At 62.9% G+C, this 13,114-nt stretch carries 10 protein-coding genes; all 10 read left to right on the top strand.

The window, feature by feature from the left end; genetic code table 11:
- Positions 1-19: 19 nt before the first annotated feature.
- Positions 20-1,765 (top strand): malto-oligosyltrehalose trehalohydrolase, encoded by a 1,746-nt coding sequence (treZ, locus tag OZ428_RS17925; RefSeq protein ID WP_269130729.1) that lies wholly within the window; start codon positions 20-22, stop codon positions 1,763-1,765.
- Entirely contained in the window at positions 1,762-3,846 is a 2,085-nt protein-coding gene (malQ, locus tag OZ428_RS17930) for a 4-alpha-glucanotransferase (protein ID WP_269130730.1), read from the top strand. Before treZ ends, malQ begins: the two co-directional genes overlap by 4 nt.
- Positions 3,843-6,578, top strand: coding sequence for a malto-oligosyltrehalose synthase (locus tag OZ428_RS17935; protein ID WP_269130731.1), 2,736 nt, complete (start codon positions 3,843-3,845; stop codon positions 6,576-6,578). The genes malQ and OZ428_RS17935 overlap by 4 nt, the downstream gene beginning before the upstream one ends.
- A gap of 24 nt (positions 6,579-6,602) precedes the next feature.
- Positions 6,603-6,875 carry a DUF2934 domain-containing protein gene (locus tag OZ428_RS17940; RefSeq protein WP_269130732.1) on the top strand — a complete coding sequence of 91 codons (273 nt, stop codon included), beginning with the start codon at positions 6,603-6,605 and terminating at the stop codon, positions 6,873-6,875.
- 119 nt (positions 6,876-6,994) lie between these two features.
- Positions 6,995-9,154: a glycogen debranching protein GlgX gene (gene glgX, locus OZ428_RS17945; RefSeq protein ID WP_269130733.1), complete on the top strand. Its 2,160-nt coding sequence runs from the start codon at positions 6,995-6,997 to the stop codon at positions 9,152-9,154.
- A gap of 1 nt (position 9,155) precedes the next feature.
- A complete protein-coding gene (locus OZ428_RS17950; protein ID WP_269130734.1) occupies positions 9,156-10,154 on the top strand; it encodes an acyl-CoA dehydrogenase in 999 nt (332 codons plus the stop codon).
- Positions 10,151-10,909, top strand: a complete 759-nt coding sequence (locus OZ428_RS17955) for a PIG-L deacetylase family protein (RefSeq protein WP_269130735.1) — start codon at positions 10,151-10,153, stop codon at positions 10,907-10,909. The genes OZ428_RS17950 and OZ428_RS17955 overlap by 4 nt, the downstream gene beginning before the upstream one ends.
- A complete protein-coding gene (locus tag OZ428_RS17960; RefSeq protein WP_269130736.1) occupies positions 10,906-11,505 on the top strand; it encodes an SAM-dependent methyltransferase in 600 nt (199 codons plus the stop codon). Before OZ428_RS17955 ends, OZ428_RS17960 begins: the two co-directional genes overlap by 4 nt.
- Positions 11,502-12,161, top strand: coding sequence for a glycosyltransferase (locus OZ428_RS17965; RefSeq protein ID WP_269130737.1), 660 nt, complete (start codon positions 11,502-11,504; stop codon positions 12,159-12,161). Before OZ428_RS17960 ends, OZ428_RS17965 begins: the two co-directional genes overlap by 4 nt.
- 179 nt (positions 12,162-12,340) lie before the next feature.
- Positions 12,341-13,102, top strand: a complete 762-nt coding sequence (locus OZ428_RS17970; protein WP_269130738.1) for a PIG-L deacetylase family protein — start codon at positions 12,341-12,343, stop codon at positions 13,100-13,102.
- Positions 13,103-13,114 lie beyond the last annotated feature (12 nt).

Consider the following 13,114-nt stretch of genomic DNA (forward strand, 5'->3'; position numbering starts at 1 on the left):
CAACGGGAGGTCTCTATAGATGCCGTTACGGACTCTGGAAACCTGGCCCCACGGCGCAATCATGCTGGACGCGCAACACACGCGTTTTGCCTTGTGGGCGCCAGACGCGTTTTATGTCAGCGTTGAATTGGAAAATGGCAAGTCCGTCGCCATGCTGCCCCAGGCAGATGGCTGGTTTGAAACCGAAATAGCGTGCCCGGCGGGCACGCGCTACCGCTTCAACATCGACGGGGAAATGGATGTTCCCGACCCTGCCTCCAGGGCCCAGGCTTCGGATGTGCATGGCTGGAGCCTGGTGGTCGATCCCCTCGTTTATCAATGGCGCCACAGCCAGTGGCAGGGCCGTCCCTGGCACGAAGCCGTCATCTATGAACTGCACGTCGGCGCGATGGGTGGCTATGCCGGCGTCGAGAAGCACCTGCCGCGCCTGGCCGAGCTGGGCGTGACCGCGATTGAATTGATGCCGCTCGCGCAGTTCCCCGGCGAACGCAACTGGGGCTATGACGGTGTCCTGCCCTACGCGCCCCAAGCCTCCTACGGCACGCCCGATCAACTCAAGCACCTGATCGACAGCGCCCACGAACAGGGCCTGGCGGTGATTCTCGATGTGGTCTACAACCACTTCGGCCCCGACGGCAACTACCTCGGCCAATACGCCAAAGGCTTCTTCCAGGAAGACGTGCACACCCCATGGGGCGCCGGTATCGACTTTGACCGGCGTGAAGTGCGGGATTTCTTCCTGGATAACGCCTTGATGTGGCTGCTCGAATACCGTTTCGACGGCCTGCGCCTGGACGCGGTACACGCCATCGATAACCCGGTTTTTCTGAAACAACTGGCCCACCGGGTTCGCGAGCAAGTCGACACCGGTCGACACGTCTGGCTGATGCTGGAAAACGAACTCAATCAGGCCAGCCTCCTGCAGCACGATTTTGACGCGCAATGGAATGATGACTTTCATAACGTCCTGCACGTATTGCTGACCGGCGAAACCGACGCCTATTACAGTGATTTTGCCGAGGAACCTACCGCCAAACTGGCGCGCTGCCTGGGCGAAGGTTTCATCTACCAGGGGCAGACCACCCGGCATGGCCATGAACGCGGCGAACCCAGCGGGCACCTGCCGCCGACCGCGTTTGTAGCGTTTTTGCAGAACCATGACCAGATCGGCAACCGCGCCCTGGGCGAGCGCCTGCATCAACTCTGCTCGCCCCAGGCTTTAGAGGCAGCAACGGCCCTGCTGCTGCTCTCGCCGATGATCCCGATGATGTTCATGGGCGACGAGGTCAACGCCAGCGAGCCGTTCCTGTTCTTCACCGACCATCACGGCGAGTTGGCCGAAGCGGTACGTGAAGGACGGCGCAATGAGTTTGCTGACTTCGCCGCGTTCAAGGACCCGGAACGACGTGAACGCATTCCCGATCCCAACGACGCGACCACCTTTGAACAATCGGCGCCGTCGTTTACCGACAACCCGCACGCCCAGCTCTACCGCCAACTGCTGAACCTGCGCCACCAGCATATCGTGCCGCACTTGCCGGGCAGCCTAGCGCTCGGCGCTCAGGTGCTGGCTGAAGGTGCCGTGAGCGCCCGCTGGCGCCTGGGCAACGGCAACCTGTTGCAGATCGATCTCAACCTGAGTGCCGCGCCGCTGGATCACCCGGCGACCGGCGCCGTTCTTTTCGAAACGCCTGCCAACCTCGGCGCCCAGCTGCCGGCGTACAGCGCACGCGTGACCCTATTCCCTGTTGGAGAGCACCCTTGAGCGAAGCGAACCTGGAAATCCTCGCCAGCCGAGCGGGCCTGGCCGTCGATTGGATCGACGCAAACGGCCGCCCGCAACGTGTGAAACCCGACGCCCTGCGCGCCGTTCTCAAAGGCCTGGGCCACCCGGCCGACAGCGATGCCGAGATCGACGCCAGCCTGCTCGAACTGGAACAGGCACAACACGACAAACACCTGCCACCCTTGATGACCATCGACAGCGGCGAAGGCCTGGACCTGGCCCGTTACTTTGAGCCGGACACCCTGTGCCGCGTGAGCCTGGAAGATGGCGAAACCCTCGACTTGCGTCTGGATGGCGACGCCGTATTACCCGGCGTCATCGCCCTCGGTTACCACCAGGTGCATATCGCCGAGCAGACCTTCACTTTGGCCGTTGCCCCCACCCACTGCTACAGCGTGGCCGAGGCCGTCGACAGTCGCCCCGCTCGCGCCTGGGGCCTCAGCGCGCAACTGTATAGCCTGCGCCGCCTGGGTGATGGCGGCTTTGGCGACACCCTGGCCCTGGAACACTTGGCCCGTTCGGCCGCCGAGCGCGGTGCCGACGCCCTGGCCATCAGCCCGATGCACGCCATGTTCAGCGCCGACACCGAGCGCTACAGCCCGTATTCGCCGTCGAGTCGTCTGTTCCTCAACAGCTTGTACGCCTCGCCCGGTTGCATTCTAGGGGAGCGCGAGGTGCGCAACGCCATCGAAGCCCTCGGTCCGACAGACGAGCTGCACGATCTGGAACAACACAGCCTGATCGACTGGCCCACAGCCGCCAAGGCCAAGCAGCGACTGTTGCGAGCGTTGTACGAAGACTTCCGCCACGGCCAGCATCCACAACACGCCGACTTCCTGAGTTTCCGCCAAGCCGGTGGTGAAGCGCTGGAAAATCACTGCCGCTTCGAAGCCGTGCAGGCCGTGCGCGCCGCCAAGGGGGAAGACCTCGACTGGCGCCACTGGCCAGAAGACTGGCGCAACCCGCAGAGCCCGACACTCGCAGCATTTGCCGCAGAAAACCCGGATGAGATCGGCTACTTCGCCTTTAGCCAATGGCTGATCGCCCGTTGCCTGGAACGCGCGCAACAGGCTGCGCGCGGCAGCGGCATGGGCGTCGGCTTGATTGCCGACCTGGCCGTGGGCGCTGACGGCGGTGGCAGCCAGGCCTGGAGCCGTCAGGACGAGCTGCTCGCGGACCTGACCGTGGGCGCGCCACCCGACATTCTCAATCGCGCAGGTCAGGGCTGGGGCATCTCCGCGTTCTCGCCTGAAGGCCTCAAGCGCAACGGCTTCCGCGCCTTTATCGAAATGCTGCGCGCCAACTTCGCCCATGCCGGTGGCCTGCGTATCGACCATGTGATGGGCCTGCAACGCCTGTGGGTGATCCCCATGGACGCCTCGCCGCGAGAAGGCGCCTACCTGTATTACCCGGTGGAGGACCTGCTGCGCCTGCTGGCGTTGGAATCCCATCGCCACCACGCCATCGTGCTCGGTGAAGACCTAGGCACGGTGCCGGACGGCCTGCGCGAAAAACTCATCGCCCGCTCGATCCTCGGCATGCGCGTGTTGCTGTTCGAGCAAAACCACGAGGGCCAGTTCAAGCCGATCCTCGACTGGCCGGACAATGCCCTGGCCACCACCAGTACCCACGACTTGCCGACGCTCAACGGCTGGTGGCACAGCCGCGATATCGACTGGAACATTCAGCTCGGCCTGATCGACGCACCCACCGTGGAGCAATGGAGCGAACATCGCCTGCGCGAACGCCAGGCACTGCGCCAGGCCTTGAGCCAGGACCCGCAGAACTTCGTTGAAGAAATCCGCAATGAAACCGACCACATGATCGACGCCAGCGTGCGCTACCTCGGCCATACCCGTGCGCCGTTGGTGCTGTTGCCGTTGGAAGATGCGCTCGGCGTCGAGGAGCAGGCCAACCTGCCAGGCACCACCGACACCCACCCCAATTGGCGCCGCCGCTTTGTGGGGGAGGCCTCCAGCCTGCTCGACAATGCCGGTGCCGCCCGCCGCCTCGAACTGTTGGCCGTCGCGCGCAACCAAGCCTATGAGCGTGACCGATGAACGCACTGCCCCTGCGCGCGACCCAGCGCCTGCAATTCCACAAAGGTTTTACCCTGGATGACGCGGTGCCCCTGGTGCCCTACTTTGCACGCCTCGGCATCAGCCACCTCTACGCTTCGCCGCTGCTCAGCGCCCGCGCCGGGTCCATGCACGGCTACGACGTGGTCGACCCCACCCGCGTCAATCCGGAACTGGGTGGCGAAGCTGCCTTGCGCCGCCTGGTCGCCGCCTTGCGTGAACATGAGATGGGCCTGATCCTGGATATCGTCTCCAACCATATGGCCGTGGGCGGTGCGGATAACCCTTGGTGGCTGGACCTGCTGGAATGGGGACGCATGAGCCCCTACAGCGAGTTCTTCGATATTCAGTGGCACTCGCCCGACCCGCTACTCAAAGGCCAGTTGCTGATGCCGTTCCTCGGCAGCGACTACGGCGAAGCCTTGCAGAGCGGCAGTGTGAGCCTGAAGTTCGATGCCACCCATGGCGCGTTCTACGTCGAGCATTACGAGCATCGCTTTCCGATCTGCCCACGGGACTACGCGGCGATCCTGGGCAGCGATGAGTTGCTCAAGCCATTGTCCGACCGTTTCAGCGCCCTGGCCTATCAGGACGACGCTTACCACGAAGCCGCCTGGCTCAAACAAGCCCTGGCCGAACGGGCCACTGAAGACGACGTGCGCCAGGCCATCGACGCACAACTGGCGAGCTTCGACTTCGACCGCCTGCACCAACTGCTTGAACAACAGGCTTACCGCCTCGCCAGCTGGCGCACCGCAGCGGATGATATCAACTGGCGGCGCTTCTTCGATGTCAATGAACTGGGCGGTCTGCGTGTTGAACGCAGCGCCGTGTTCGAAGCTACCCACGCCAAGATTTTCGAGTTGATCAGCGAAGGCCTGATAGATGGCCTGCGTATCGACCATATCGACGGCCTGGCCGACCCGCGCGGGTATTGCCGCAAGCTGCGGCGCCGGGTGGATTCGTTGTCACCGCAGCGGCATCTGCCGATCTTCGTGGAAAAAATCCTCGGCGAAGGCGAAACCCTGCGCGAAGACTGGCAAGTGGACGGCACCACCGGCTACGAATTCATGAACCAGCTGTCGCTGCTGCAACATCACCCCGACGGCTTTGAGCCATTGGCCCAATTGTGGACCCGTCACAGCGAACGGCCTTCGGCGTTCATCGAGGAGGCGCGACTGGCGCGCCAGCAAATCCTTAACGGTTCCCTCGGCGGAGACTTCGAAAGTGTGGCCCAGGCCCTGCTGCAAGTAGCCCGCGACGATGTGATGACCCGCGACCTGACCCTAGGCGCCATCCGCCGCGCCTTGCAGGAACTGATCGTGCATTTCCCGGTGTACCGCACCTACATCAGTGCACGCGGGCGCAGCGACGCCGACGACTCGATGTTCCAACACGCCATGGACGGCGCGCGCACCACCTTGGGCGAAGGCGACTGGCCGGTGCTCGATCACCTGGAAAAATGGCTGGGCGGTCAACCCTGGCGCAACCGCCCGGTGGGCCGTGAACGCAAGATCCTCAAGCATGCCTGCGTGCGTTTCCAGCAATTGACCTCCCCCGCCGCCGCCAAGGCCGTGGAGGACACCGCGTTCTATCGCTCGGCGGTATTGTTGTCGCGCAATGACGTGGGCTTCAGCACCGAACAGTTCAGCGCGCCACTGGCCGACTTCCATGCTGTCAACCAGCAGCGTTTGCAGACCTTCCCCGATAACCTGCTGGCCTCCGCCACCCATGACCACAAGCGCGGCGAAGACACCCGTGCGCGTCTGGCAGTGTTGAGTGAGTGCGCGCCCTGGTTTGTTGAGCAGGTGGAACACTGGCGCACCCTGGCCGCCCCACTGCGCACCGACACCGCGCCCTCACCGGGCGATGAATTGATCCTCTATCAAGTCTTGCTCGGCAGTTGGCCGCTGGATCAGGGCGCCGACTTTGACGGCTACCAGCAGCGCCTGTGGCAGTGGCAACAAAAGGCTCTGCGCGAAGCCAAGTTGCAGAGCAGCTGGAGCGCGCCAAACGAAGCCTATGAACAAGGTGTCGAAGCATTCCTTTCACGGCTGTTGCTCAGTGAAGAAGGCCACGCACTACGCACCGCCATTGGCAATTCCGCTCAGGCGATTGCCCCGGCCGGCGCCCTGAATGGCCTGGCGCAATCCTTGCTTCGCATGACCGTACCGGGTGTACCGGACTTGTACCAGGGCGATGAGTTCTGGGACTTCAGCCTGGTCGACCCGGACAACCGCCGCCCGGTGGATTTCAGCGCACGGCAACAGGCGCTGGCGACCCCACCGGACATCGGCGAACTGTTGTTCAACTGGCGCGACGGGCGTATCAAACAGGCGTTGATTGCCCAGGTGCTGGGCTTGCGCAAGGCCCAGCCTGACCTGTTCCGCAGCGGCACCTACACGCCGCTGGAAGTGGTTGGTAAACACGCCGAACGGGTGGTCGCATTCAGCCGCGAACATCACGGCAAACGCTTGCTGATCGTGGTGCCACGCTGGCCCCATGACCTGCTTGAAAACGGTGTGCATCCCCAGATCAACGCGCAGGTTTGGGGCGATACACGGGTGAAATTACCGTTCGCCGCCACAACGCAAAACTGGAAGGGACTTTTTCATACAGGCGCAGTCACACCAGACAAGGAGCTGTTGGTTAGCGCTGCCCTGGGGGATTTCCCGGTCAATGTCTTTATCAATCCTGATGATCAAGAAAGCTGAAAATTTTCTGTGAGGAGCATTGTGATGAGTACTGAAGACAAACGCATACGCGAACTGGCGCACCAGATCTGGGAGTCCGAGGGCAAACCCCATGGTGAAGATGCGCGCCACTGGGAGATGGCGCGCAAACTGGCGGAAGCCGAAGCGCTGACGCCGAGCAAGCCCAAGGCAGCCGCCAAGCCCAAGGCCAGCCCCCCCAAGCCGCCGGCGAAAGCCAAACCGGCGGCACCTGCGGCCAGCAAGCCGGCGCCACCGGCCGCTAAAAAACCACCGGCGCCCAAAAAGCCCAAGCCTTGACCCCTCGCCTCTTGTCGGCGCTGTCGGCAAGAGGTGAATTTACCCTCCAGACTCTCAGCTGAATTTTCGTCAGCACGGCCGCGTTCGGCCCGAAAAAAGACCCTTGCAGGAGCAACGTAATGAGCAAACCCGATAAAACCCCTTCGACGCCGGGCAGCGAGCCGTCGCGGATTCGTGAAGGTTTGCCCTTCCCCCTTGGCGCCACCTGGGACGGCCTGGGTGTCAACTTTGCCTTGTTCTCGGCCAACGCGACCAAGGTCGAACTGTGCCTGTTCGATGATTCCGGCGAAGTCGAGCTGGAGCGCATCGAACTGCCCGAATACACCGACGAAACCTTCCATGGCTACCTGCCCGACGCCCATCCAGGGCTGATTTACGGCTATCGCGTGTACGGTGCATATGACCCGGCCAACGGCCACCGTTTCAACCACAACAAATTGCTGATCGACCCCTACGCCAAGCAATTGGTGGGCGAGCTGAAATGGTCCGAGGCGTTGTTCGGCTACACCATCGGCCACCCGGACGACGACCTCAGTTTCGATGAACGCGACAGCGCACCCTTCGTGCCCAAATGCAAAGTCATTGACCCGGCACACACCTGGGGCAACGACCAGCCGGTGCGCGTACCTTGGGATCGCACCATCATCTACGAGACCCATCTGCGCGGCATCAGCATGCGCCATCCATCCGTCGCTGAATCCGTGCGCGGCACCTGCGCCGGGCTGATGGAAGACGACGTGCTCAAGCACATTCGCCAGTTGGGCATTTCATCCGTCGAATTGCTGCCAGTGCATGCCTTTGTCAATGACCAGCACTTGCTGGAAAAAGGCATGACCAACTACTGGGGCTACAACAGCATCGCGTTTTTCGCGCCAGACCCGCGCTATCTCGCCAGTGGCAAGATCGCCGAGTTCAAGGAGATGGTCGCGCACCTGCATGAGCAGAAGCTCGAAGTGATCCTGGACGTGGTCTACAACCACACCGCTGAAGGTAACGAGCGTGGGCCGACCCTGTCGATGCGCGGTATCGACAACGCTTCGTACTATCGGCTGATGCCGGATGACAAGCGCTTCTACATCAACGATTCCGGGACCGGCAACACCCTGGACTTGAGCCATCCGTGCGTACTGCAGATGGTCACCGACTCCCTGCGTTACTGGGCAACCGAGATGCATGTGGACGGTTTCCGCTTCGACCTGGCAACCATTCTTGGCCGCTACCGCGATGGTTTCGACGAACGCCACAGCTTTCTCGTGGCGTGCCGCCAGGATCCGGTGTTGCGCCAGTTAAAAATGATTGCCGAGCCCTGGGACTGCGGCCCTGGCGGCTATCAAGTGGGTAATTTCCCGCCGGGCTGGGTGGAATGGAACGATCGTTTCCGCGATACCGTTCGGGCGTTCTGGAAAGGCGACGACAGCCAGTTGGCCGACTTCGCCGCACGCATGACGGCCTCCGGCGAAATGTTCAACCATCGTGGACGCCGCCCTTACAGCTCGGTGAACTTCATCACCGCCCACGACGGTTTCACCCTGCACGACCTGGTGTCGTACAACGACAAGCACAACGAGGCCAACGACGAAAACAACCAGGACGGCAGTAACAACAACCTGTCCTGGAACCACGGCGTCGAAGGGCCAACCGACGACCCGGAAATCAACGCGCTGCGCCTGCGCCAGATGCGTAACTTTTTTGCCACGCTGTTGCTGTCTCAAGGCACGCCGATGATCGTGGCCGGGGATGAATTCGCCCGCACCCAGCACGGCAACAACAACGCCTACTGTCAGGACAGCGAGATCGGTTGGATCAACTGGGACCTGGACGAAGATGGCAAGGCGCTGCTCAAGTTCGTCAAGCGCTTGATCAAGCTGCGCCTGGCCTACCCGATCCTGCGTCGTGGGCGCTTCCTGGTAGGCGACTACAACGAAGACATCGGTGTGAAGGACGTTACCTGGTTGGCGCCGGATGGCAATGAAATGACCACTGAGCAATGGCAGGACAGCCATGGCCGCTGCCTGGGCATGCTGATGGATGGCCGCGCGCAGGAGACGGGAATTCGCCGGCCCGGCGCGGATGCCACCTTGTTGCTGGTGGTCAACGCCCACCACGACATGGTCAACTTCCGTTTGCCGGCGGTGCCTGAGGGCGAATTCTGGACGTGCATGCTCGACACCAACTCCCCGGCAGTCCGTGGCCAGGAACGCTTTGATTTCGATCATGAGTACGCGGTGACTGGCCGCTCGCTGCTGCTGTTCGAATTGCAGCGTGAAGACGAGGTGTGAAATGGCACTGCATGGATTCCTTCAAGGCTACCGGGGCTATGCGGACACGCAAGCCCTGGGCGCGGCCCTGAAGGCGCTTCAGGAGGAAGGCCTGGACCAACTGCCCTTGCCGGGCAGCGGTCAGACACTGGCGCGGTTCAGCCGTTTGGCACAGGTGGCAGGCCATGACCTGCGCCTGTGCAAGTTGTTCGAAGGCCACACCGACGCCTTGGCGATCATCGCCGAACTCAACAGCCCGTTGCCGCCCTTGGGCAGCATTTGGGGCATGTGGGCGGCAGAGCCACCCACCGCCAAGGTACGAGTCTTCAACGACGGCCAGCGTTTGAAGGTGCAAGGGCGTAAAGCCTGGTGTTCCGGCGCGGCAGTGGTCAGCCATGGCTTGCTGACGGCCTGGGACGAAGAAGACCGCCAGCAACTGGTGGCAGTGCCTATGGATCAACCGGGCGTCGTCGTCACGGACGAAGGCTGGAACGCCGTGGGCATGGCCGCCACGGGTAGTGTGGAAATCGTGTTTGACCAAGCCTGGGGGCTGGCCGTGGGCGGACCCGGTGATTACCTGGCTCGCCCCGGATTCTGGCAAGGCGGCATTGGCATTGCTGCCTGCTGGTATGGCGCGGCGCAACGCCTGGCGGAAGTCTTGCGTGAGCAGTGCAGCAAACGCCCCGAACCCCACGCCCTCGCCCACCTCGGCGCGGTCGACAGCGCACTCAACAGCGCCGCCTGTGTACTGCGCGCCAGCGCGGAACAGGTCGATCGAGAACCCATGGCCAATGCCAGGGAGTTGGCGCAACAGACTCGGGCGTGCATCGAAGACACCGTCGAACAGGTGATCCGCCACGTGGGTCGGGCCATCGGTGCGGGGCCCTATTGCAAGGATCCGCATTTCGCCCAGTTGATGGCGGACTTGCCGGTGTATATGCGCCAGAGTCACGCCGAACGCGACTTGGCCGGCCTTGGCGAGTTGGTCGCCGGCGAACCCACAGGGAGGTGGCAGTTATGAAACCCAATCCAATCGTTGGCCAAGGCACGCCGCTGCATCGCTGGCAGGCGTCGCCGAAGATGGCCGAGCTACCGCCGATCAGCGTTGAGCAGTTGGTGCCAGAAGGCTATCGGGCGGTGATTGTCGCCCCCCATCCGGATGATGAAGTGTTGGGGTGTGGTGGCTTGATGCAGGGGCTCGCGGCACTCGGCCGGGCCATCCAGCTGATTTCAGTCACCGATGGCAGCGCCAGTCATCCGGGCTCGCGGCGTTGGCCGGTTGAGCGTTTGAGTGTGGTGCGCCCGCAGGAGTCGGCCCAGGCCCTGCATCGTCTTGGCTTGCCGCTGCACAGCTTGAAATGGCTGCGTGCCGGGTTTACCGACAGTCAGGTGGCGGCGCGGGAAGATGAACTCGCGGCGTTCATCCGGCGTTACCTCAAACCCACCGACGTGGTGTTCACCACTTGGCGCGAAGATGGGCATTGCGACCACGAAGCCGTCGGTCGTGCCAGCGCCAAGGCAGCCTCGGCTGTAGGCGCAACCCTGTACGAACTGCCGGTATGGACCTGGCACTGGGCAACGCCCGAAGACAACCAAGTGCCCTGGCATCGCGCCCGCAAGATCCCATTGACCTGTGAAGCGGTCGCCCGCAAACGCCACGCCATCCACGCCTTCGCCAGCCAGTTGGAGGGCGACCCGCAGATCGGCCTGGCGCCCGTGCTAGCACCCTATGTAGTGGAACGTCTGCTCCAGCCTTTTGAAGTGGTATTCGTATGAGTGTGGCCACACCGTATTTCGACCAATTGTTCGCCGAAAATGATGACCCCTGGGCCTTCCGTCAACGCTGGTACGAACGCCGCAAACGCGCGTTGACCCTGGCCATACTCACACGACCACGTTATGCCTCGGCGTTCGAGCCCGGATGCGCCAATGGCGAGCTGAGCTTCGAACTGGCGCCCCGCTGTGACCGCCTGCTGTGCTGCGACACGGCTTCGGCCGCCGTAGCCTTGGCGCGCAGTCGCTTGCTGGGCTTTCCCCAGGCTCAGGTGCAGCAAAGCCGTTTGCCCGAACAGTGGCCCACAGGTCAGTTCGAGCTGATCGTGCTCAGCGAGTTGTGTTACTACCTCGACGCCGACGATTTGTGCCGGTTGATCGAACGCGTGCGCACCTCGTTGACCGACGACGGCCAGGTGCTGGCCTGCCATTGGCGCCCGCCTATCGAAGGTTGCCCGCAAACGGCCGAGCAGGTGCATGCCCTGCTTCAGGAACGGCTGAATATGCCTCGCGTGACCAGCCACCACGAACACGACTTCCTGCTCGACCTGTGGAGCCGCGACGGCACTTCGGTCGCCACCCTTGAGGGCCTGAGATGATCGGCATTCTGATCCCGGTACACAACGAAGAGGCCCTGCTGGGCGACTGCCTGAAAGCGGCACTGATCGCGGCCAGTCATCCAGGTTTACTCGGCGAAGCCGTGACTGTCTTGGTGGTACTCGACAGTTGCAGCGATGCAAGTGCCACCATTGCCCAGGCCTATCCCGTGCAATGGCTTGAAGCCCAGGCACGCAATGTCGGGCATGTTCGAGGCGTGGGCGCGCGGCATCTGCTCAACCAGGGCGCCCGCTGGATTTCGTGCACCGATGCCGACAGCCGCGTGGCGCCTGATTGGCTGGTGGCCCAGTTGGCACTGGGGGCCGACGCGGTATGCGGCACCGTCACCGTGGACGCCTGGAGCGAAGGCTTCGACCCGGCTGCGCAGATTCGCTATCACCAGGGTTACGAGGCGCGAGACGGTCATCGACACATCCACGGTGCCAACTTGGGCGTGAGCGCAGGCGCTTATGTGCGCGCGGGTGGTTTCGAGCCGCTGGCGTGTCATGAGGATGTGCAACTGGTGCGTAACCTGGAGCTGTGCGGCGCCTCCATCGCCTGGAGCCACAGCCCGCAGGTGATCACCAGTGCGCGCCTGGATGCTCGCGCACAGGGCGGTTTCGGCGATTACTTGAAGAGCTTGGTGCACGCCACTTGAAAAAAACGACGTTGCCGAATGTAAAACCGACCAATCCTTGTCTATGCTGATGACGCCTTGCTGGCGTTCCAGGGTTGGGGCGTCATGCAGCCACTGCGGCGGAGCCTGTGGTGGATAAAAGAGTGTCGTCCCGTCAACGGGCCACGACCCAGCATCAATCGACAAGGATGTGACACCCCATGAAGCTTGCTTCCTTAAGCGACGGCCGTAGCGGCCCTGCGCAAATCTGGAACAGCGCCCCGCAGCTGGCGCAAATCCCCCCGATCACCCCGTCCTCATTGGTGCCGCCTGGCGCACGCGTGGTCATCATCGCGCCCCACCCGGGCGACGAAGTGCTGGCCTGCGGTGGCCTGCTGCAACTGCTCAGTACCTTGGAGCATCCCCTGCAACTCATCTCGATCACGGATGGCAGCGCCAGTCACCCGGGGTCCAACGTCTGGCCGGCCAGCCGCCTGAGCGTGGTGCGGCCCCAGGAAAGCGTCGAGGCCATGCGCCGCCTGGGCATGCCCCTGCACAGTTTGAAGTGGATCCGCGGTGGCTTCTGTGACGACGCGCTCGCCAGCCGCGAGCCGCAACTTAGTCAATTCATTGCGCGCTACTTGCAACCGGGCGATGTGGTGTTCAGCACGTGGCGTAACGACGGCAATGACGATCACGACACTGTTGGCCGTGCCAGCGCCAATGCCTGCTGCCTGGTGGGCGCGCAACTGTATGAACTGCCGATCTGGGCCTGGCACTGGCCTGCCCGCGAAGGCGCGATCATCCCCTGGCAACGGGCACGCAAGGTGCGGCTGGACACCTGGACCGTGGCGCGCAAGCTTCACGCCGCCCATGCCTATGCCAGCCAATTGGCCGGCGACCCGGCCATCGGTCTGGCGCCCATGCTGGCCCAGGTGCTGCTGGAGAGAATGCGCGAACCCTATGAGATCGTGCTGTCGTAGCACCCAACTCGT

Source organism: Pseudomonas sp. GXZC, from assembly GCF_026967615.1.
Lineage (GTDB): Bacteria > Pseudomonadota > Gammaproteobacteria > Pseudomonadales > Pseudomonadaceae > Aquipseudomonas > Aquipseudomonas azotoformans_A.